Annotated in this window: 22 protein-coding genes; 12 read left to right on the forward strand and 10 right to left on the reverse strand. The window is 34.2% G+C overall.

Translation table 11 applies throughout. From position 1 onward, the window contains the following. Window positions 1-19: 19 nt before the first annotated feature. The 5 genes from Q0787_RS04250 to Q0787_RS04270 are packed head-to-tail and all read right to left on the reverse strand — an operon-like array spanning window position 20 to window position 6,702. Complete coding sequence (locus tag Q0787_RS04250; protein WP_298900996.1) at window positions 20-568, reverse strand: CopD family protein; 549 nt, start codon at window positions 566-568, stop codon at window positions 20-22. After that, window positions 568-3,660 carry a glycosyl hydrolase gene (locus Q0787_RS04255; RefSeq protein ID WP_298900997.1) on the reverse strand — a complete coding sequence of 1,031 codons (3,093 nt, stop codon included), beginning with the start codon at window positions 3,658-3,660 and terminating at the stop codon, window positions 568-570. The genes Q0787_RS04250 and Q0787_RS04255 overlap by 1 nt, the downstream gene beginning before the upstream one ends. 48 nt (window positions 3,661-3,708) lie before the next feature. Continuing rightward, window positions 3,709-5,061 (reverse strand): MATE family efflux transporter, encoded by a 1,353-nt coding sequence (locus Q0787_RS04260; protein WP_298900999.1) that lies wholly within the window; start codon window positions 5,059-5,061, stop codon window positions 3,709-3,711. Beyond that, window positions 5,061-6,092 (reverse strand): ferrochelatase, encoded by a 1,032-nt coding sequence (gene hemH / locus Q0787_RS04265; RefSeq protein WP_298901000.1) that lies wholly within the window; start codon window positions 6,090-6,092, stop codon window positions 5,061-5,063. The genes Q0787_RS04260 and hemH overlap by 1 nt, the downstream gene beginning before the upstream one ends. Window positions 6,093-6,099: 7 nt before the next feature. Beyond that, a complete protein-coding gene (locus Q0787_RS04270) occupies window positions 6,100-6,702 on the reverse strand; it encodes a hypothetical protein (protein ID WP_298901001.1) in 603 nt (200 codons plus the stop codon). Between the two features lie 150 nt (window positions 6,703-6,852). On the opposite strand from Q0787_RS04270, the gene Q0787_RS04275 reads away from it, so the two are divergent. Beyond that, entirely contained in the window at window positions 6,853-10,359 is a 3,507-nt protein-coding gene (locus Q0787_RS04275) for a TraB/GumN family protein (RefSeq protein ID WP_298901002.1), read from the forward strand. Here the strand turns inward: Q0787_RS04275 and Q0787_RS04280 are convergent. After that, window positions 10,356-11,276: a helix-turn-helix transcriptional regulator gene (locus tag Q0787_RS04280; protein WP_298901003.1), complete on the reverse strand. Its 921-nt coding sequence runs from the start codon at window positions 11,274-11,276 to the stop codon at window positions 10,356-10,358. The genes Q0787_RS04275 and Q0787_RS04280 overlap by 4 nt on opposite strands. A 170-nt stretch (window positions 11,277-11,446) precedes the next feature. Here Q0787_RS04280 and hemA point away from each other — a divergent pair, with 170 nt between their 5' ends. From hemA to Q0787_RS04335, 11 genes are all read left to right on the forward strand, one after another. Continuing rightward, window positions 11,447-12,709 (forward strand): glutamyl-tRNA reductase, encoded by a 1,263-nt coding sequence (gene hemA, locus Q0787_RS04285; RefSeq protein ID WP_298901004.1) that lies wholly within the window; start codon window positions 11,447-11,449, stop codon window positions 12,707-12,709. Next, window positions 12,702-14,282, forward strand: a complete 1,581-nt coding sequence (gene hemC, locus Q0787_RS04290) for a hydroxymethylbilane synthase (protein ID WP_298901005.1) — start codon at window positions 12,702-12,704, stop codon at window positions 14,280-14,282. The genes hemA and hemC overlap by 8 nt, the downstream gene beginning before the upstream one ends. Before the next feature lie 81 nt (window positions 14,283-14,363). Further along, complete coding sequence (hemE, locus tag Q0787_RS04295) at window positions 14,364-15,389, forward strand: uroporphyrinogen decarboxylase (protein ID WP_298901006.1); 1,026 nt, start codon at window positions 14,364-14,366, stop codon at window positions 15,387-15,389. Window positions 15,390-15,406: 17 nt separating this feature from the next. After that, window positions 15,407-16,174, forward strand: coding sequence for an EI24 domain-containing protein (locus Q0787_RS04300; protein WP_298901007.1), 768 nt, complete (start codon window positions 15,407-15,409; stop codon window positions 16,172-16,174). Then, a complete protein-coding gene (locus Q0787_RS04305; RefSeq protein WP_298901008.1) occupies window positions 16,171-16,707 on the forward strand; it encodes a GNAT family protein in 537 nt (178 codons plus the stop codon). Before Q0787_RS04300 ends, Q0787_RS04305 begins: the two co-directional genes overlap by 4 nt. 6 nt (window positions 16,708-16,713) lie before the next feature. After that, window positions 16,714-17,061, forward strand: coding sequence for a 5-carboxymethyl-2-hydroxymuconate Delta-isomerase (locus Q0787_RS04310; protein WP_298901009.1), 348 nt, complete (start codon window positions 16,714-16,716; stop codon window positions 17,059-17,061). A 1-nt stretch (window position 17,062) separates the two neighbouring features. Next, window positions 17,063-17,965: an oxygen-dependent coproporphyrinogen oxidase gene (gene hemF / locus Q0787_RS04315; protein WP_298901010.1), complete on the forward strand. Its 903-nt coding sequence runs from the start codon at window positions 17,063-17,065 to the stop codon at window positions 17,963-17,965. Next, a complete protein-coding gene (locus Q0787_RS04320) occupies window positions 17,966-18,736 on the forward strand; it encodes a hypothetical protein (protein ID WP_298901011.1) in 771 nt (256 codons plus the stop codon). It begins immediately after the preceding gene. A 4-nt stretch (window positions 18,737-18,740) separates the two neighbouring features. Further along, window positions 18,741-19,730 carry a porphobilinogen synthase gene (hemB, locus tag Q0787_RS04325; RefSeq protein ID WP_298901012.1) on the forward strand — a complete coding sequence of 330 codons (990 nt, stop codon included), beginning with the start codon at window positions 18,741-18,743 and terminating at the stop codon, window positions 19,728-19,730. 3 nt (window positions 19,731-19,733) lie between these two features. Further along, complete coding sequence (locus Q0787_RS04330) at window positions 19,734-20,129, forward strand: cytochrome c (protein WP_298901013.1); 396 nt, start codon at window positions 19,734-19,736, stop codon at window positions 20,127-20,129. Further along, complete coding sequence (locus Q0787_RS04335) at window positions 20,126-20,524, forward strand: hypothetical protein (protein ID WP_298901014.1); 399 nt, start codon at window positions 20,126-20,128, stop codon at window positions 20,522-20,524. The genes Q0787_RS04330 and Q0787_RS04335 overlap by 4 nt, the downstream gene beginning before the upstream one ends. A gap of 12 nt (window positions 20,525-20,536) precedes the next feature. Here the strand turns inward: Q0787_RS04335 and Q0787_RS04340 are convergent, their stop codons facing one another. From Q0787_RS04340 to Q0787_RS04355, 4 genes are read right to left on the reverse strand one after another with little or no spacing between them, the layout of a single operon-like run. Continuing rightward, window positions 20,537-21,802, reverse strand: coding sequence for a hypothetical protein (locus Q0787_RS04340; RefSeq protein WP_298901016.1), 1,266 nt, complete (start codon window positions 21,800-21,802; stop codon window positions 20,537-20,539). A 9-nt stretch (window positions 21,803-21,811) separates the two neighbouring features. Continuing rightward, window positions 21,812-22,240: a hypothetical protein gene (locus Q0787_RS04345; protein WP_298901018.1), complete on the reverse strand. Its 429-nt coding sequence runs from the start codon at window positions 22,238-22,240 to the stop codon at window positions 21,812-21,814. 38 nt (window positions 22,241-22,278) lie between these two features. Beyond that, entirely contained in the window at window positions 22,279-22,998 is a 720-nt protein-coding gene (locus Q0787_RS04350; protein ID WP_298901020.1) for a hypothetical protein, read from the reverse strand. Then, window positions 22,991-23,251, reverse strand: a complete 261-nt coding sequence (locus Q0787_RS04355) for a hypothetical protein (protein WP_298901021.1) — start codon at window positions 23,249-23,251, stop codon at window positions 22,991-22,993. Before Q0787_RS04355 ends, Q0787_RS04350 begins: the two co-directional genes overlap by 8 nt. Window positions 23,252-23,259 lie beyond the last annotated feature (8 nt).

The raw sequence follows: 23,259 nt of genomic DNA on the forward strand, positions 1-23,259 counted from the left end.
AGCAATAATTAAGCCAATGTTATGCATCAGGATTTTTGCTTCTTATATTTTTATAAATTTTAAAACCTAACATGAGCAAAATAGCCAAGACCATGATCCCTATCACTCCAAATACCCAATTGATTGCACTTTTCAGAATTACTAAAAATACCACGGCAAATAGAATAAATGTAGCCCCTTCATTCCAAAGCCTCATAAAGTTAGATGTTTTCTTAACCTCATCTCGTTGTAATTGCTTATAAAATTGATGAGTTTTTAGTTGATAAAGTATCAACAAACCAACAAAAACTAACTTAACATGCATCCATGGTTGCTCTAACCAAATAGGCTGAAGCACAATTAACCATATGGCAAATATAGTTGCTAAAATCGCTGATGGCCAAGTAATAATTGTCCAGAGGCGTTTAGCCATTAACTTTAATTGCTTTCCTAAAATTTCTTTTTCAGGAGATGGCTTATGAAATGCTTCTATTTGATATACAAAAAGCCTTGGAATATAGAACAAACCTGCAAACCAAGTCACAATAAAAATAAGATGAAGCGCCTTTATATAATTGTAATATTCCATTAATCTTCAATAAATAAATAATTTAATTGTTTGCTATTAAATGCTTCGTTAAACGCTTTTATTTCCTTGCTAATTAATGCATTAAATGCATCTAACTCTGTTTTAATTTTAGTAGACAGTTCATTTTTAACTGCGATATCTTGATCTGTTGGTGGAAAATCTCCCATACTTACCAGTGAATTTAGATGACCTAATTTATTTGTTAGTCTAATTGGAAAATTCAAAGGATCTTGACCACTACGATTCTGAGTTTGATACAAAGCTTCTTCAATGTTTGTAAACGCTTCTTTTAATTCTTTAGACTTCTCTAAAAGCGCTTTCACATCATCATTGCCCTTGTATTGCTTTTCAAAAGCCGAGAGCTGCTTTTTAATTTTTCTAATTTTCTTAATGGACTTATGCGCATCGTCCATTGTTTTGTTTACATCTTTTATAAAATCAAACTGCTTTTGCATATCAGCTTGAGAGCTTTCCGATCTTGGATCTGCAATAATATTGAACGATTGAGATAGTACATTCCCATTCATATTTAGATGAACTTTATACGTTCCAGGAATTGCTTTGGGCCCATTTAAACTTGCCCACCATAAAATCATACCATCTAGTTTTTCGGCACCATCATAGGTCATATTCCAAACAAATTGATTCATTCCTTGTTTTACTTCAAGTTTATCTTTCTTCTTATTTTTAGTCGAATATGTTTTAATTGTATCCCCTTTAGTATCGAAATAGGTTAGTGATACTTCATCATTTGCCTTATCATAGTTTTTTAAATTGAAATAGGTCATCACACCATTAGGATGATTTGTCCCTACTGTTTTGCTTCCTTTACGACTTCCTCCACGCATACGATAAGTATCTTTAGGCTTTAACAGTTGATTAGCTTCAGAATTCGTATTATAAAGTTGATGTAAAACTGTTAAATCATCAATAATCCAAAGGCTTCTTCCTTGAGTAGCAACAATCAAATTATTGTCTTTTATTGCAATGTCGGTAATAGGAACAATTGGAAGGTTTAATTGAAATGGCTTCCAGTTGTTTCCGTCGTCAAATGAAATATACATTCCTGTTTCAGTCCCAGCATAGAGTAAGCCTTTTTGCTTTGGATCTTCGCGCAGTACTCTTGTAAAATGCTCTGCATTAATCCCTTTTGTAATCTTTTTCCATGTTTTCCCGTAATCTGTAGTTTTATATAAGTAAGGTTCAAAGTCTCCTGTTTTATATTTTGTTCCAGCCACATAACATGTTCCTGCGTCAAAAGCACTAGGCTCAATACTATTAATCATCATCCATTCTGGCATTCCTTTAGGGGTTACGTTTTCCCAATTTTGTCCGCCATCTTTCGTAACATGAATTAATCCGTCATCACTTCCAACCCAAAGTAAGCCTTCTGTAATTGGCGATTCTTGAGCTGCAAAAATAGTGCAGTAATACTCTACAGAGGTATTATCTTGAGTAATTGGACCTCCCGAAGACTTTAACTTTTCTGGATCATTTCTTGTAAGATCTGGACTAATAATTTTCCAAGATTGACCTTCATTTTCAGTCATATGAACATGTTGAGAAAAGGTATATAAACGATTAGGATTATGCTTCGAAAATATAATTGGAAAATTCCACTGAAAGCGATATTTCATTCCTTCGGCACCATGACCCATAGGATTATCTGGCCAAACATTAATAGCTCTAACAGTCCCTGTTTTATGATTCACCCTAGTTAAAAAGCCGTCATAACTCCCTCCGTAAACTATGTCGTTATCTTCTGGGTCTATAGCTATATGTGCCGATTCTCCACCTGCTGTACTTTCCCAATCGTCTTCAGAAATTGATCTTCCATCTGTTCTATGAGGAATTCTAATGGTTGAGTTATCTTGTTGTGCGGCATAAATTCTATATGGAAAATGATTATCTGTAGTCACACGATAAAACTGCGATGTTGGCTGATTTCTATAAGTGCTCCATGTTTCGCCACCATCATAAGTCACTTGAGCGCCACCATCATCTCCAATAATCATTCGACTAGGATCTTCGGGAGCTATCCATAAATCATGATGATCACCATGAGGTGCATTATGTGTGCTAAACGATTTTCCTCCATCGGTACTTTTATGGTAACGTACATTTAACACATAGACCACATCAACATCTTTAGTATCTGCATAGACTCTGGTATAATACCAAGCCCGTTGACGCAATTTTCGTTCACTATTTACTTGCTTCCAAGTCTCACCTCCATCTTCACTTCGATATAAACCACCATTATCTTTGTGTTCTACAATAGCCCAAACACGTTGATTATTTACAGGTGACACAGTAACACCAATAATCCCTAAAGTGCCTTCTGGAAACCCATCTTTTACTGAAATCTCAGTCCAAGTTTCACCATTATCTGTACTTTTCCATAATGCCGAACCTTCGCCACCAGAACTTAAACTATATGGTGTGCGTTGCACTCTCCATGTTGAAGCATATATAATTCTTGGGTTGGTTGGATCAATTATTAAATCGACAACACCAGCGTGCTCATTAGAAAATAATGTTTTTCGCCAAGTTTTTCCACCATCTTCACTTTTATAAACACCACGTTCTTCAGTTGGTTTATAGATATTCCCTAGAACACCTGCATATACGATATTATGGTTTGTAGGGTCTACAACTATTCTAGGAACATGACGTGAATTTTCTAGTCCAGAGGCTGCCCATGTTTTTCCTGCGTCAACACTTTTCCATATTCCATAACCTGAAGACACATTACCACGAACTGTTTTTTCTCCACCTCCAACATACATTACATTGGGATCACTTTTTGAAACTGCAATAGCGCCAATACTTCCTCCAAAAAAACCATCAGAAATATTGTCCCAAGTTCGTCCGCCATCAAGCGTTTTCCAAATACCACCTCCTGTTGCTCCAAAGTAATAAAGGTTTGGCTTATTTGGGACACCAGTTACCGCAGCACTTCTTCCGCCTCTAAATGGGCCTAAAAGTCTATATTCTAATGCGTCGTATTGTGATTCGTTAAAAGATTGAGCTTCTAGTTGTGTCGTATTTCCGAAGATAAAAAGACACAACAACGTAGTAATTAATCTCATTTTGTTGGTGGTTTTGTTAGTAGCTTTAAAAATAAGCATAAAAAAATATTAAGCCGTCGTCTTATCCAATTTTAACTTCACCTCGCGTCTTAAGAAGAAAGCCGTTACGATAGTTGATAGTACATCTGAAATTGGAAATGCTATCCAAATTCCTAATTCACCGAAAAAATTTGGCAGTATATACATTAGAGGAATGAAGAAAATCGCTTGCCTTGTGAGTGTGAGAATTAAGGCTGGCAAGGCCTTTCCAATGGCTTGAAAATATGCTGCTCCAATAAGCTGTAAAGCCAAAATAGGAACTGCAGCGAATGTCCAGCGCATATTATTAGGGGCCACCTTGATGACATCTAAATCTGTTGTAAACCATTTCGTAATAATCTCAGGAAAGACCATTAAACTAACAAAAACGATGGCTGCCAGAACCGTTGCATATTTAATTGCTGTATAAATAACCTCTTTAACACGTTGATATTGCTGGGCACCATAGTTATAACCAGCTATAGGAATAAACCCTTGAGTAATGCCAAAAACAGGAAATAATGCAAACATGCTCATACGCCCTACTATGGCGTACGCTGTTACCGAAGTTTCTCCTCCAAAATTAAATAATGCGTTATTAACAAGTAAAAACGTAACGCTCACTACCGCTTGTCTAGCAAGCGTAACGAAGCCCAAGGAGCCTATTTCTGAAACTATTGTTTTTTCTAATTTAAAATGCGAGATATTAATTTTTAATTCAGAATTACGTGACAGAAAATACCATAGTATAAATATAAAAGATACAATATAAGATCCTGTAGTAGCCCATGCCGCACCAGCCATTCCTAATTCTAATACATTAATAAAAATGTAATCAAATACTAAGTTTCCGATAGACGGAATTAACATGGCATACATGGCGAATTTTGGTTTACCTTCAGCTCTAATGACGTTATTACCCATCATAACAAACCCTAAAACAGGAACACCATAAAGTATGATTTCGTAATAGATTTTTGCCGGATCAAAAATGGTTCCTTTTCCTCCAAAGGCAGGAATAAGCGTATCTACAAAATATAAGCCGAATATGGCAAAAGACACTGTAAAAATAAAGGTTAACGTAAGTTGATTCCCAAAGGTTTTTAGGGCTTTGATCTTATTATTTGCACCTAAAGCTCTAGAAATAATAGACGAGCCACCAACACCTATTGCCATCCCGAGAGCAGCAATAAAAAAGGATACTGGAAGTACAACATTAATAGCAGCTATAGCAGTAGAACCAATCCATTGCCCTACAAAAATGGTGTCAACCAAAATATTAAGGGACATCACTAAGATTCCTATTGATGCTGGGACGGCTTGCTTAATTAACAATTTGCCAATGGGCTGAGTCCCTAAATCTTGTGATGATACTTTAGCCATTAAGCAGTAGTCGTTTCAAGCGACACCCAAGCGTTAATCCATTTAGATAATAAGTCAACAAATTCTTGATCATCGTTTAAACAAGGAACTGTAGTAAACTCTTTCCCTCCCATTTCATGAAAAATCTCTTCACCTTCCATCGCAATCTCTTCAAGGGTTTCAAGGCAATCACTTACAAACGCGGGAGTGACTATGGCCATCTTCTTAATCCCTTCTTTACCTAAGCGTTCTATGGTTCTGTCTGTATAAGGCTGTAGCCATGGATCAAACCCTAGACGCGATTGAAATGACGTGGAGTAAGTTCCCTCTTTTAAGTTTAACTTTTCAGCTATTAAGCGTGTAACTTCAAGACATTGATGCCTATAGCAAAATTGATGAGCAGGAGATGGTGTTGCACAACAGCTTCCGTCAATTTTACAATGTGATTTTGTAACATCACTTTTTCTAATATGACGTTCTGGAACACCATGATATGAAAACAAAAGATGCTCGTAGTCTTGCCCATTTAAATGCTTTGAAATAGAATTGGAAAGCACATCAATATAATCTGTATTATTATAAAATGCAGGTAAGTCGCTAATCGTTAACTTCGGAAAATGAGCTTTCCTAACCTCTTCGGCTAGCACCAATATGGTTTCTGTTGTTGCCATGGCGAATTGTGGATATAGCGGAATTAAAAACACCTCATCCACACCTTTGTCCACCAATTCTTGGAGTCCTTTTTTAATAGTCAAACTACCATACCTCATTGCTAAACCAACAGGTACATTTGTTTGTTTTTGGATAGCATCTTGAAGTCGTTCTGAAATGACAATTAAAGGCGATCCTTCTTCCCACCAAATTTTTTGATAGGCTGCTGCTGATGCTTTAGGCCTTGTATTTAGAATAATACCTTTAACAAGTAAGGTTCTTGCCCAAAGTGGTACATCAATAACGCGTTCATCCATTAAAAATTCACCTAGATACTTTTTTACATCTTTAGGTTCTGGGCTATCAGGAGAACCTAAATTAACGAGTAAGACTCCTTTCATGAATTCTTTAGTCTTTAGTCTTTAAAAGTTTTGTTCTTATACTTTCTGGGATGATAGAATCTACTAATTCTTTCATGGCATCATCATTACCAATAAATTTCCATCCTTTATATTTTGGGTCTTTTATAGCGAACATATTGGCATCCATATTAACAAGCAATGACAACGTTTTTAAATCGGAAGTTACATTTGTTTCTCCAAATTGAGTTTTCATAATACCAGACATAAATTCTAAGAAGCTTTTTTGTTCTTCTTCTGGTTTATCTTTTTCAGAAATAAATGTCATCCTCATTTTGCTATTATAAAATACAGCTGCATAAGTAATGTCTTCAACGTCCATCTTATCTGAGACATCCGTGACTTTATTCGATACAAATTCTATTTTCATTTCAGGAGAATTAAACATTTGCTCCATTCCTAATTTCATTTGTTCTCTAGATAACTTATCAAACACTTTTGGATACATATAATCTAATACGCCATCAAAGTTTTGATTTGTCATATACTCGTAATAGGTCTCTGCATTCTTAGTAATCTCTTCTTTGTGCGATTGAGCAAAGCCAGAAAGTGTAAACAAAACGACTAGTACTACTGTTGAAAATAATTTCATAATATATTTTAATTTGTTTTTGCAAAAATACGACAGTATTTCATAATAGACAGAATATTTGGACGTTCACTATATAAAAAGATGGGTTTACTCATTTTAATTTTTAGTACTTCCTATCTTATTTTATATTTACGTTTCTAATTAATCTTTATGAAAAAAATAATACTTTCCGCTTTAATCACCTTTTTTACTGTATTAGGTTTCGCTCAAGATAATAGTTTGCTTTGGGAGATTTCTGGTAATGGTTTGACTAAAAACTCCTATATCTACGGTACAATGCATGTAAGTAAAAAGGTTGCCTTTAGACTAGACGATGTCTTTTACGAAGCTCTAGAAAAAAGCGAATGTGTTGCTTTAGAATCTGACCCAACACAATGGTTAGAAAACTCTTATGAAGATTTAAGCATGAGATATAATGATCTCGATGGGTCTTACTCTAGTAATTTCTATTCGAGGCTATTTGGGCTTAAGCCTGTCGATGAGCTCATGGTGAGAAACATCATACGTTTTGACAATAACTTGATTAATGGTTACTTATATAGAAAAAACTCCTTTTCCGATAATTTCGAAGAAGAGACTTATCTTGATATGTTTATTTTTCAGGCTGGAAAGAAAAATAGCAAACCAATTGTTGGTTTAGAAGACATAAATGAATCTAGATTTTTAACTACTAAAGCCGCTTATAACCCTATTAAAGAGAAACCAGATGCTTGGTTTAGCAAGCTTTTAAAAACCGAAAACCCTTATTTACTTCAAGAAAATGTATATCGCGAGCGTAATATTGCTTTGCTAGACTCTATAGGATCGGCTACCAATACACCTTTTTATAGAGAACATATGCTTTTTAAGCGTAATGAAAATATGGTTGTTGTTTTGGATTCATTAATGCATAAAAAATCTGTCTTTTCTGGTGTTGGTGCAGCCCACTTAGCAGGTGAAAAAGGAATGCTTCAAATGCTAAGAGATAGAGGGTATACAGTAAAGGCATTAACCTCAAAACAAACCGATTTTGCGAAAAATGAAAAAGAAAAACTCGAAAATTTATTTACCAAACCAGAACTTTCTTACCATTCTACTCCAGATCAATTTATTGAAATCAAAAGTTTTGACAAACTAAGAGAGTTTACTTTTAATGGCGTAAAATATTATATAGCCCCAGACATGACTAATGGTGCTTATCTAACAATTAATAGGTTAAGCACTTTTGAATATTTGCCGAGCGAAAAAGAAAAAGTAAGTCTTGACTATATTAAAAACCTACTATATGAAGATATCCCTGGTGATATCATTGAAAAAAAAGAGTTTGATCTCCCTTTTCCTGGTATTAGCATCTTAAACAAAACAAAGAAAGGCGATTATCAAAAGTATCATATATACAAAACACCTTTAGAAATTATTGTAGTGAAATTTGGAGGAAAAAAGGACTTTGTACTTAATTATCATGAAGAAATTTTTAACTCCATAAAGTTTAAGTCAGAATCTTTAGAATACGCCAATTTTAAAGATCCATTTAAAAAATACACTTTTAATTTTCCGAAATATTACATTACAGATAACTTAAAAAATCCAGGTAAAAAATCAATACAAGGGTATGTAGGTACTGATTATTACTTTTTTCAAGAATCTCCCAATCATGATACTAGTTACATTGAGGAGGACGATTTTGAAGCCCAGTTTATTCATACCAATTTTTATAAAGAACTAGAAATTGAAGAAATTGAAGGGGCTTTTCAAAAAGGAACCTATAGTAGTTATGTGTCTTCTGCAGAAATTGACTCAGTACATCATAAAAAAATATGGTTAAAATCTGTTGTTAAAGATGGGAGTTATTATCTCCTTGGTTATGCTGGTTCTACAGAAGATAAAGCCAAGTCATATTTTGATTCGTTTAAAGTTAATACAGCAACGTATGAAAATTTCAAAACAATTACAGACACCACACTTCTGTTTAAGGCAAACTCAACCACAAAGGCTCCTTTGGTGTTTATGGGCTATAGAATGCGAAATAATAAGCCTTATGATCAGGTAATAAAGCGTAATACTTTCGTTTCAAAATCTAATGAAGAAATTGCCGTATCTAGAACCAAATTTCATGACCTAAAAATGTATGAAAATGTTGATAGCTTATGGAATAGCCTTTCCAAAAAACGAAGAAACAATTACTACAGAAACCGAAGTTCTTTTTCGGTTCATGATGAAAAACGTTATACCGAAAATGGTAACAACATTTATACCTTTAAATATCGCGATTCTCTGAGCAGTAAAGAAATTCTTGTTAAGTACATTCAAAAAAAAGGCACACTTTTTAGATTATCCACGCTCAAAGATAGTATTGGAGAACCTTCAAAATTTATAACTGAATTCTATGATTCATTTACACCAATGGATTCTTTACTTGGGAAAGACATTTTTGCCGATAAAACAGCTACATTTTTTGAAGCACTTAAGGCCAATGATAGTATCGTTTTTAAAGGGTATACTAAATTAAAATTCAATAAAACTCATGCTTCAACAATTAAGAATATCTTAGAAACTCATGAGTTTCCTGAAGATAAAGAAAATATAAAAACCTATTTGGTTGGACAACTTATTAAAATAGATAAAAGCCAATCAACCATAGGTCTTATAAAGCGTTTATATGAAGATTCTTATGCTAAGCCTTCTATTCAAAACAGGATTATAAACGGGTTGTTATCTAGAAGTTCAAAGTCTTCTAATGACTTAATAAAAGAACTCATGCAAATAGATATTCCATTAGGAAGTAGATATTCTGGTTTCAGTATTTACAATATCAGTTCCGATTCGTTAAAAGTTATGAAACAGTTATATCCTGATATCTTACAATACGCATCTATTGAAGAATATAAAAAGCCTGTTTATGGATTATTAGTAAAACTTTTAGACAGTAATATAGTAAAACCAAAAATCTATAAATCTGCAAAAAAGCAACTTATTAACGATGCTAAAATTGAGATTAAACGAAGTTTAAATAAAAGCAAGTACTCTAGGTTTGATGAAAATGATATGCTTGAAGGCTACACGAAACTTCTGTTTCCTTTTAGAAAGGAAAAATCTGTTGCTGCTTTCTATGACAAACTTATCCTTAGTAAAAATGTACATGCTTTAACAACCTACTATGCACTTCTAAAGAAAGAGCGAGAGGTGATTCCAAATGCCCTGAAAGCAGAAACCATTGATAACGAAAAAGCACAGGCCATGTTAGTTGCTAAATTGCACTTTCTAAAGCTATTAACGACCAATATTCTTAAAGAAATTGACTTAGACACTTATGCCAAATCTGGATTAATAACCAACAATAATAGTATCAAAACGAAAGATTCTATTGTATTGTTGGAAAAAAGGCAGTTAAACACAGACACCAAAAAAGCACTAATTGTTTATATTTATAAAAGAACTAGAGTTAATGAATCAAGAGAATCTTCTTATTTACATTTTATAGCTTTTGAAACCCCTAAAGGTGAACGCTATAATGTAGAGCCATACTACACCTCACGAAACAGTGGACGCTTTATTAATAACGGAACTTCCGAAGAGGATATCATAGATGACGTGATGCTTCTAATTAAACATAAAACTCGAAAACGTGTTAGCATTAATAACGAGGATTATTTAGGAGGAATGGATTTAGATTTTTAACCCAGAGCCATGAGATACTTTTTAGGAGTTGTGCCATACTTCTTTTTAAATGCAGAAATGAAATGACTAGACGTGCTATATCCAACTTTTAAGCCCACCTCATTTACATTGTTATCTCCAGCCTCTAAAAGTTTTCTTGCAACTTCCATTTTATAATCAAATAAAAAACTAAATACAGAATCTCCATAAATTTGTTTAAACCCTTCTTTTAGTTTTTTAAGACTCAACCCTATTTCTTCAGAAAGTTCTTGAAGTGTGGGAGGTTCAGCCATACGCGCAATAATTATGTCTTTGGCTTGTCGTATTTTGATAACATTGGCCTCATCAACAAGAAATGGGCATTGCTCTATATCTGCATCCTCGCTTCTATTAAAATATAGACTCAACAATTCTAAAGCCTTGCCTTTAAAATAAAGAGTTTTAATAGACGAGTTTAAATTATAATTAACAAGCTGATTAAGCGCAATCGCCATGGAAGGCGAAATTTTCCCATCCTTATAATACTTTTTATCCTTATTGTCTTCACTCAAAAACGTAATATAATCGGCCTCCTGTGAAAACAAACCATGAAACTTTTTGATAGATACAATAACAGAAACAAGCCAAGAATTAGGATGCACTTCTAAATGAATTGGCAAATCACGTTGTGGATTATAAAGCAACAACGAGTTTTCTTCTTCCATTTTCAATCGGTAATTACCTTGGTTGAAAATAAACTCACTAGAGCCCTTAATACAAAAATGAAATTGAATAAAGCTGCTATCAATCTCACGTTCAAGAGTTTGAATATGATGCTCCTCATTTTGATGAGTAAGTATGAAAAACCCATCATCTAATCTTGTTTCATTAAATGAACCTCTAGCGATGTTTTTTGAACCTGAAAAATCGGTATTATTTTTATTGTTATTTAGATTCATTCTAAACTAATAAGTTTTAAAGGCTTGATATGACTACAAAAGTATGATATTTATCATATAATATTAAGAAATGACTTTAAAAAACCACAAACGATACTTAAAGTTCTTCTAGCGTTGTTTTTTTTCGCCTGACCTTTTTATTTTTGCTAACGTAATTTTCCAAATCAGGTATGGAGCACTACAATATGTCTAAAGGCACAACATTTTATGCAATTGGTCTCAGCTATAAAAAAGCTGATGCCGAAATACGGGGTCATTTTAGTTTGGATGAAACGTCTAAGGTTAATGTTTTAGAACAAGCCAAACAAAATGGTATTGAAAGTTTAATTGTGACCTCTACATGTAACAGAACCGAAATCTATGGTTTTGCACAACACCCTTTCCAACTTATTCAATTATTATGTGACAACACTAAAGGTACTGTTGAAGAATTTCAAAATGTGGCTTATGTCTATAAAAACCGTGATGCAATTTCTCATATTTTTAGAGTTGGTTGTGGTTTAGACAGTCAAATTCTTGGTGATTTCGAAATTATTAGTCAGTTGAAAGTTAGTGCCAGACTGTCAAAAAAACATCAATTGTTTAATCCATTTCTTGAACGTTTGGTGAATGCTGTTATTCAGGCTTCAAAACGCATTAAGACCGAAACCGATATTTCTTCGGGTGCAACCTCTGTATCATTTGCTTCGGTTCAATACATCATGAAATCGATTAATCAGGTTTCAGAAAAGAATATTTTACTCTTTGGAACTGGTAAAATTGGCCGAAATACTTGTGAAAATTTAGTAAAACATACGAAGAACGAACATATCACCTTAATCAATAGAACAAAGGATAAAGCCGAAGCTATTGCAGGGAAATTTAATGTTCTTGTTAGAGATTATGCAAATCTACAGGAAGAAATTAATAATTCTGACATTCTAATTGTCGCCACTGGAGCTCAAAATCCAACAGTCGACAAGCATTGTATACAAACATCTAGACCTTTATTGATTTTAGATTTGTCCATCCCGAAGAACGTAAATAACAACGTTACAGACTTAGGAAATGTCACACTGGTACACTTAGATGATTTATCTCAAATTACAGATGAAACTTTAGAGCGTAGAAAAGCACATATTCCTGTTGCCGAAAACATTATTGAAGATATTAAAACCGATTTCAACGCTTGGTTAGCTACTCGAAAATTTGCACCAACTATTAAGGCGTTAAAACATAAGTTAACCGATTTTGCTACCGCCGAATTGGATACACAACGCAAAAAAATGAATGACTTCAATGAAGCGCAAGCCGAGTTAATAAGTAACAATATCATTCAAAAAATAACCAATCATTTTGCACATCATTTAAAAGGTGATGACGTCTCAACAGATGACAGCCTTGAACTCATAAAAAAAGTGTTTCAACTCGAAACAACTACAAACAATGCCTAAAACAATTAGAATTGGAACGCGCGATAGTGAACTTGCACTATGGCAAGCCAAAACAGTACAAAGTCAACTTGAACATTTAGGTCATAAAACAGAGTTGGTTCCTGTAAAATCTACAGGAGATTTAGTCCTTAACAAGCCTATCTATGAACTAGGAATTACTGGTGTATTCACCAAAACCCTAGATATCGCTATGCTAAATGAAGATATTGATATTGCCGTTCATTCACTTAAAGACGTCCCTACTCTACTACCAAAAGGTATCGTACAAGCGGCTGTTTTAAAGCGCGGCAACGTTAAAGACTGTCTTGTTTATAAAAACAACGAAGAGTTTTTATCGCAACGTGATGCAGTTATTGCAACAGGTAGTTTGCGCAGAAGAGCACAGTGGTTAAATCGTTATCCAACGCATACTTTGGTAGATTTACGCGGAAATGTAAATTCTCGATTACAAAAGCTAGAAGACAATAATTGGAACGCCGCTATTTTTGCTGCTGCTGGTCTTGGACGTATTGGCTTAAAACCAGAACAATCGTTTAATCTCGATTGGATGCTTCCTGCTCCTGCTCAAGGTGCTATTATGATTACTGCTCCTGAAAATGACGAAGACATTAGAGCCATTTGCGCCGAAATTAATCATGAAGAGACCGAAATCTGTACAACAATAGAGCGCAAATTCCTAAATCTTTTAGAAGGAGGATGCTCAGCCCCAATTGGAGCTCTCGCATTTATTAAAAATGAAGAAGTACACTTCCAAGGGGTTTTACTAAGTCTTGATGGAAGCAAAAAAATAGAAGTTCAACGTACTGTCCCACTAGGAAAACATGACGAATTAGCGCAATTTGGTGCCGACTTTATAATTGAACGCGGTGGAAAACGTTTAATGGATGATTTAAAAAAATCATCTAAAGATGTTAATATCTACTCTACCAAATCCTTAACCGATGACCAAAGGCAGTTGTTTCACAATAACGTTGTTTCGGAAAGCTCAGATTTTATAAAAATAAGTTTGAATCGTATGACGCCTAAGGTCTTAAAACCAATGCCTAAAAACGTCATTATTACCAGTAAAAATGCGGTAGAAGCATTGCTAATGAATTTTGCGTCACAAGAATTACAATTTGAGAATATCTACTGTGTTGGAAGGCGTACAAAACGTTTAACAGAACGTAAAATAGGAAAGGTGACACACACCGAAAACAACTCGAAAAACCTGGCCAAATATTTAGTTGAACACATTAATGGTACCGAAGCCACTTATTTTTGTAGTGATATTCGTTTAGATGAATTACCAACCATATTAGAAGAAAACAATATTACAGTTAATGAGGTAACCGCATATGAAACCAAATACGATCCGGTAAAAATTAATGAATCAGTACAAGGTGTCATGTTTTATAGCCCATCTACCGTTCAAAGTTATAAGCAAGAAAATCTTAGCGGTAACACCATAGCATTCTGTATTGGCGAAACCACAGCTAAAGAAGCCAGTAAACATTTTGACGATGTTAGAATCGCAAGAGTACCTACCGTTGAAAGTGTTATTGAGCTTGTAAATGAGAATTATATAAAGTAGGAAGGTTGTGGTGTTAATTTGTAAGCCTTCTAAAATGCATTGTTCATTACACCTACTTCAGTACTAACTAGGAAAAAAACTATGATAAAAAACGACTTATTTTTAAGAGCATTAAAAGGAGAAACCGTAGAACGCCCACCAGTATGGATGATGCGTCAAGCAGGTCGATATCTTCCTGAATTTATGGAAATCAAAGCTAAATACGATTTCTTTACACGTTGTCAAACACCTGAGTTAGCTAGTGAAATAACCGTTCAGCCTATTAGACGATATGGTATGGATGCCGCCATTCTGTTTAGTGATATTTTAGTTATCCCACAAGCTATGAATATCGAGGTACAAATGAAACCTAATTTTGGGCCCTATTTACCAAATCCTGTGCGTTCTCAAAAAGATGTTGATAATGTTATTGTTCCAGATGTAAAGGAAGCCTTAAATTATGTCTATGACGCTATAAAAGCTACCAAGGAAAAACTTAATGATGAAATTCCATTAATTGGCTTCGCTGGATCACCTTGGACTATTTTATGCTACTGTGTCCAAGGACAAGGCAGTAAAAATTTCGATAAAGCCAAAGAGTTTTGCTTTACTAATCCTATAGCTGCTCATCAATTATTACAAAAAATTACAGATACTACTATTGCTTATTTGAAAGAAAAAGTAAAAGCAGGTTGTAATGCTGTACAAGTGTTCGATTCTTGGGGTGGTATGCTATCTCCTGTTGATTATCAGGAGTTTTCTTGGCAATACATTCAACAAATTATCGATGCGTTAAAAGATGATGCACCTGTTATTGCTTTTGGTAAAGGGTGTTGGTTTGCACTCGGTGAAATGGCAAAGTCTGGGGCGTCTGCTTTAGGTGTAGACTGGACTTGTTCTGCAAGAAATGCACGTTATTTAACAGGTGGAAATATTACCTTACAAGGAAATTTCGACCCTACGAGATTGTTCTCTCCGCCTTCAGAAATTAAAAAAATGGTTCACCAAATGATTAATGAGTTTGGTAAGGATAAATATATTGTAAATTTAGGTCATGGAATTTTACCTAACATCCCGTTAGATAATGCCAAAGCATTTATTGATGCTGTAAAAGAATATCAACCTTAATTTCATTTAACTAAAAAATGATAAAGAATATTTCACAAGGTATACAAGCATATGCTGGTTCTCTAGCATTAATCTCTAAGTTAAATCTTTGGAAATTCTTTTTCATTCCAATTGCTATTAGTGTAATTACCGCAGCAGTTATTGGGTTATCGGCATATGGACTATCAGATAATATAGGAGACTTTATTGCTAAAATTTGGCCTTGGGATTTTGGTAAAGAAACCTTCACTTCTATTTCCACATTTATTGGTGGTATTGTGATTTTAGTGGTAGGATTAATTCTCTATAAGCATATCATAATGGCACTATCTGCGCCATTTATGAGTCCGGTTTCAGAAAAAATAGAAGCACATTTAACTGGTATAGAAAAACACAACCATAGAAATACTTCATCTCGCGAACAGCTATGGAGAGGTATTAGAATAAATTTACGAAACTTAGGAAAGGAGTTGTTATTTACCATCCCTCTCTTGTTGCTAAAATTCATACCTGTAATTAATATTTTTTCAACCGTTCTTTTATTCTTACTGCAAGCATATTATGCTGGTTTTGGTAATATGGACTATACTTTAGAACGACATTATAAATATAGGGAGAGCATTAGTTTTGTTAGAAAACATAGAGGAGTTGCTATTGGTAATGGCATTGTTTTTATGCTCTTCTTATTGATTCCTGTTGTAGGTATTATTTTGGTGTTACCTATGAGTGTTACAGCAGCATCGTTGAAAACTGTAAAACTCATTCAACAAGATAATTTGCTTCCCGAACACAAAACGATTGTATGATGATTGGGGGATTTGACGGTTTTGAAATCAACCCAATACATCAAGGTGATGTTTGGAAAATTTGCAACTTTATGGTGGCCAATGCCGATCGTTTAAAACGCTATTTCCCTAAGACATTAGAGCAAAATCTAAACCCTACCTTATCTCAACTTTTTGTTGACAAAAAGACCAAATTATTTCAAAGCAGAGAAGAGTTTTTATTCACTGTTAAACATACCGAAACTCGAGAATTGGCAGCTGTTATATATATTAAAGAGTTAGATTGGGAGAAAAAACAAGGTGAGTTTGCTTACTGTGTTGGATATCCTTTTACTGGGCAACAACTTATGTCTAAAGCCATAAAGTTATTATCAACCTACGCTTTTGATACTTTAAAATTAAACACACTTCAAATCATTGTTAATAAGAACAACATCCCTAGTGTAAAAGTAGCTGAAAGAAATGATTTTAAATGGCAAAAAACGCTTGAAAACGAATTTACTCCACCTGGTGAACAACCTTTAGATATGGAGCTTTATGAATTGTATAAATAATTAACTATGCCGCATTTTGTGATAGATTGTTCTGAAAATGTTTTAAAATTAAATAGCCCAGAAAAAACACTTCTGACAGTACATCAATGTGCGACTAAATCTGGATTATTTGATGAAAGTGATATCAAAGTGAGATTAAATCCTTTTAAGGAAAACTATATCGTTGGAGGAAAACAACAAGATTTTATTCATGTCTTTTCTAACATTATGGAAGGAAGAACAACAGATCAAAAAAATCAACTGTCTAAACTCATCATAAAAGAGCTTAAAGTCATATTTCCAACTATCGATTTTATAGCTGTTAATATTAGAGATTTTGAAAAATCAACCTACTTTAACAAAACAATGGTTTAATATGAAAGATACATTCTTCAATTACATTCACGAGCTACAAGATACGATTACTTCAAAGTTGGAAGCTATTGATGGAAAGGCTAAATTTCAAGAAGATATTTGGAAACGCCCTGAAGGTGGTGGCGGAAGAACTCGCGTTATAGAACATGGAAATGTTTTTGAAAAAGGAGGTGTTAATATTTCTGGTGTTCATGGTAAGTTGCCTGATTCTATGCAAACCTATTTTGGTGTAGAAGATGCCAATTTTTTTGCCTGTGGGTTAAGTTTAGTGCTTCATCCTAAAAACCCAATGGTCCCAACTGTTCATGCCAATTGGCGCTATTTTGAAATGTATGATCAAGACGGTAATATTGTAGATCAATGGTTTGGTGGTGGGCAAGATCTCACTCCTTATTATTTATTTGAAGAAGATGCCATTCATTTTCATCAAATTTGTAAAACGGCTTGTGATCATCACAATAACAATTTCTACGAAACTTATAAAGCCAGATGTGATGAGTATTTCTATAATTCGCATCGTAATGAAGGTCGCGGTATTGGTGGTTTGTTTTTTGATTATTGCAAAGCCACCAGCGACATGTCAATGCAAAACTGGTATGATTTTGTCACGGAAGTTGGTGATAGTTTCCTAGAGGCTTATGTGCCTATCGTTGAAAAACGTAAAGATTTAGACTACAACAAAGCACAACGCGATTGGCAAGAAATTCGTCGTGGGCGTTATGTTGAGTTCAATTTGGTACATGATAAAGGTACTTTGTTTGGCTTAAAAACGAATGGAAGAATTGAAAGTATCTTAATGAGTTTACCTCCTCACGTTCAATGGGTATATGATCACCACCCAGAACCAGGCAGCAATGAAGAAGAATTAATTAACGTATTAAAACAACCTAAAAACTGGGTATAAATGAAACTATTAAGTCGCGTATTTTTAATTATCAATTGGAAAACATTTGTTATCACAGGCTTGGCCATAGCTTCAACAGCATTTTGTTTGCATTTTGAAATCAAAGCCGATTTTCCATTAACACTTATTGGTACTGCTATCGTATTTCCAATTGTATTCTCTATTGGCGGCGCCTATAAACGTCGTGAAGTTGCATTAGATGAATACGGCTCTATAAAAGCGCATGGTCGTGCACTGTATTTTGCTGTTTCCGATTGGCTAGAAAACCCACCTCAGGAGTTAAAAGATGAATTAAAGACCCATCTTAAAAACCTTTTAAACTCTTGTAAACATGTATTTAATAATCCAATAAATGAACTCGAAGAAAACGAAAAAGCCGTTTATGCGAGTTTTGAAGGTTTATCAAAGTTTATCAAAAGCATGCGATCTCATGGTTTACCATCTGGTGAAGCATCACGTTCTAACCAATTTTTAAGTAAAATGATGATTTCTTTTGAACGCATCAAGCACATTTATCAGTATAGAACTCCAAGAACACTCAGAACCTATAGTGATATATTCATTGTTATTTTACCTATAATTTATGGCCCTCACTTTGCGCATAATGTAACGAGCTACAGTTTCGGTCTACAATATGCTGTACCTATCATGTTTAGTGTTATTTTGGTGGCTTTAGATAATATCCAATCACATTTAGAAAACCCATTTGATCAACAAGGTGAAGATGATGTTTATATCAACGAGGAAAAATTTATAAGAAATTTAGATTAAAACTATGTATCCATTAAGACGAAACCGAAGATTAAGAACTAACAATGCAATTAGAAGTTTAGTTCGCGAGACCATTATTTCACCAAACGACTTTTTGGTCCCTCTATTTGTTGTAGAAGGAAAAGGGATTAAGCAAGAAATTGCTTCTATGCCAAATTATTATCGCTATAGTTTAGATTTATTAGAACATGAAGTAAAAGAGCTTTGGGCACTAGGCCTAAAATCTGTGCTTTTGTTTGTAAAAGTTCCTGACAACTTAAAAGATAATAAAGGAACAGAGGCTTTAAATCCAAACGGACTTATGCAACGTGCCATCAAAACTGTTAAAAACGTATGCCCTGAAATGTTAGTTATGACAGACGTTGCTTTAGATCCTTATTCGTCTTATGGTCATGACGGTATTATTGCTAATGGTCAAATTATTAATGATGATACTGTTGATGTCTTAGCCGAAATGAGCCTGTCTCATGCTCAAGCTGGAGCAGATTTTGTGGCGCCAAGCGATATGATGGATGGTCGAATTTTAGCGATAAGAGAAGCTCTTGAAGATGATGGTTTTACAGATACTGGTATTATGAGTTATTCTGCAAAATATGCTTCTGCTTTCTACGGCCCTTTTCGTGATGCACTAGACTCGGCACCTGCAGATATAAAAGATATTCCTAAGGATAAAAAAACCTATCAAATGGATTTCGCAAACCGCTTTGAAGCACTCAAAGAAACCGAAATGGATATTGATGAAGGTGCAGATATTGTTATGGTTAAACCAGGCTTGTGTTACTTAGATATTGTTCGAGATATTAAAAATGAAGTAGAGGTTCCTGTTGCTGTGTATCAGGTTTCTGGAGAATATGCCATGCTTAAAGCGGCTGCCGAAAAAGGATGGTTAGATCACGATGCCGTAATGTTAGAACAAATTACTGCTATTAAACGTGCAGGAGCAGATATTATAGCTAGTTATTTTGCTAAGGATGTTGTGAAGTTATTGTACTAACTTTTGAAACGTATTCTTTATATAGCGTCTTTTATTATCCTTTTAGGAAGCCTTTTGACATATTTTGTTTTAAAAAACCAAGAAACCAATCTTGGTTGTGCTACAGAAGATATTAGAAAAGGGGCGTGTGGCACTTCAGGTTTTAACGAATCTGGCTTAGAAGGGCGATCACTTTTCAATACTAATTGCGCCGCTTGTCACAGCTTATATAGAGTAATGACTGGTCCTGCGCTAAAAGGTGTAGGTAAAAAATATGATTCGTTAACTATAATCAAATTTTTGCATGGAGAAAAGACAGCTATAATAAATAAAGACTACGATAACAACTGCATGGTTTTCAAAAATTTAACCAACGAAGACATCCTAGATATCTTAAAATATACAGATCATTCCAGATGAAAAAACAACTATTCCTGTTTGGTATCATTATAGTCCTAGGAGGTTTCATTACTTATGTCGTTTTAAAAAACCCAAAATCAAATACACAGCTTCAAGAGTCTAAAATTATTGATAACCCAATCACTTCAATGACCGATAACGAGTTGGAAGGTAAGCGGCAATTCGAGATTAACTGCGTCGTATGTCATAAATTAAACGTGATAGTTGACCCTCCTCTTTTACAAAAGAGAATTCATGATTATAATCTCAAGGAGTTTCAACAATTTATTCGAAACGAAAAACGAGAGCGAGTTAACAACTTTGGTATTGAGTGTATGGTATATTCTGAGATGAATAGACAAAAAATTAAATCTATTTATGACTATCTCATATACCAGATTCCTATAGACTATTAAATCTATTTACTACTACTGTTTGAGTTTTTTTATCTCGTCACCAAGATTAATCCCCCAGTTAATTCCTAACAAGGTCACAAGATTATCATCTACAGGAAAATCTTTTCCAAAACCACCTGTAATACTCAATTTTTTCGAATAATGGAATGTAAAGTTTCCGACAGATCTATATTGATCATCGTCTCCACTTCGTTTCAAATATTCGTATGAAAACTTAATTTTTTTAAATTCAAATTCTATTTTCCCACCAACATCCCAATAATCATTACTAAATGGGATTTGATTCTCTCCTATATTGAAACCGTCATCAACATATTTGGCAATACCGTATAAATGCAGGTAATTTTTACTCTTGTCATCTCTGTTACTAGATTTAACCAAATCTATTGAATAATCAAAAGTTAGCCACCCAGCAAACCGATCTAAAGACGATGAAAAATTATTATCATTAAATAACAGTCCATAACCAGCACCAAAATCGGCTCTAAATGTAGGTTTGATATTTTTCCTATTGTAATAAAAATTCTTCATTACTTTGAGTCTTTCTTTCATATAATAGTCAACCACTTTACTATCTATACCTTGATTTTTTGCCAAATCATAATAGGGCTTTTGAGCTTGAGCTCCGCCTTCTAAAACATTTATTCCTGGCATGGTAAGATTACTATTAGGACCATTGATCGCATTTTCAAAATTAAGTACATCTTGATCGCTTATCCCTTTCTCTGTTGATCCACTCACCTTGCCTCTTATACCATTAATAGCCTCAATTAATTCGGTTCTTCTATCCTCACCATAGACACTAAAAATATTAGATCGTATCCCAATAGAAAATGTCTTTTTCGCTTCAGCAAAGCCATTAAACTTTTTATCTATATAGCCAATTGATACAGACGTATTCGTAGAAACACCTTTAAATGGATCAATTTTGGCCGTAGATTTATCAATGTCTCCATTTTGATCAAAACTATTTTCGGTAAAACCCCTATAGGCTTCGTAAGATTCTCCTGTGTTCTCTTTATTTACAAACCACCAATATAAATTAGACTCAATAGCTATATTACCAGAGTCAAAACCACTGTATAAATAAGTAGCCAAACTTCCTATGTTTTCAGGGTTCTCAATAGCTGTTGGTGTTTGATCAAGCAATAAAAAAGCGGGTGCTGTCGTGTTTTGAAACGTAAAATCGTTTATAGAGACTTCTTGTTTATTCTCTTGTTGCCCATAATTAGCCAAGCTTATAAACAATCCGCAGAGTAAAAAAAATAAATTTCTCATAGTATTATTTTATAGTGATTGAACAAACGATTTATGTGAACTTCTGAAATCTTCTAAAAACTTAATTTGAATTTCTTTTCTTATAAAGAACGTATTATCATCATCAAAATGAAACTCTGTAGGGAAGTCATCAAAATTAGAATAGAAGGTTTTTTTAGTATCTCGATCTGATATTTTAAATTCTATTTTGGTCGACTTGATAAATCTAAGCCTGTCTGGACTTGTATTTTGCACCTGATCTAAAGCCAAATTAACTCTAATATTTAGTACGCTGGGATTCTTGACATCAGATTTAGAAATGGTAGCAGAATCACCATTTCCTAGAGCGTTGTCATCTAAGAAGAAAAATGATGGGCCTCGATCCTTAGCGGCTAAACTACTAATTGTTACTTTAGCATTTATGGCTTGTTTATTTTCATACGTTTCAAATGTTTCCATAGTATATATTTTGTTATTGATTGGGTTTCTTCTTAATATTATTTAATAGTTGTTTTTATTAGTGCTTTGACATTCGAAATTTCGGCTTTATAATCACATAGCGCTGGGATTTGAACCTTTATCAAATCGGTCTTATCTTCTATTGTTTTCATTTCTATAACTAAGACTTTGTGTTCTACAAACTGAGCCTCGATAGTGATCTTATTAGCATCTTCATTAAATGTGACATGTAACTTCTTGTTTTCGGCAAACGCTTTTTCATTATCATCCTTATAGCCTTGGATCTTATCTTCTCTTTGCTCTATTTTTTCGACCTCAGCCTTTTTCTGTTTTTCAGTATTTAATAGATATAAACTTACCGAGCCTCCAATCAAAACGGCCACTGTCGCCATGGCAACCCAGAACTTTGCACGCTTTATACTTTTGGCTAAAGCAATTACGAAATTACCGTAGGTCTCATTAATCTTCAACGGGCTTCTTATATCCAATTTCTCAATATTTAATTCTTGCCCAACCGATGTTTTATATATAGCGACAAACACAACAGCAATAGGAAGAATGAAGCTAAAGTAAGCCCATCCGTTGGTACTATCCTCCAACATTCCTTTTACAAGACCAATTGCCGCATAAAACCCTAATAACGCCTTGAGATAAACATTATAATTATTGAGATGTCTAAAAAGGTTGGTAAAGGTCTCGTCTACTAACTTCTGACCTTTCTCCATCCAATATATATCGAAATCTTTTAAATCACTCATCTTGTTTTATTTTTACATATACGCGTTGCATAAAATCACAGCAAGGACACTTCACAACAATATAATCGTTAATAAGTTTCTTCTCTACTGACCGCATTAGGAGATCTATAGCTATCTCCTGAACTGGAGCTGCTACAGGTGTTAAAACAGGAGAAATCACAACATCAAAAGATTCATTGCAATCTTTCTTTTGGCATTCTACTCGAATAATCTCGTAGACCTTGGGTGCATTAGAAGTTTGTTCAGCGGCCATAATTATCT

Origin of the sequence: uncultured Psychroserpens sp. (assembly GCF_947492715.1) — a bacterium.
Lineage (GTDB): Bacteria > Bacteroidota > Bacteroidia > Flavobacteriales > Flavobacteriaceae > Psychroserpens.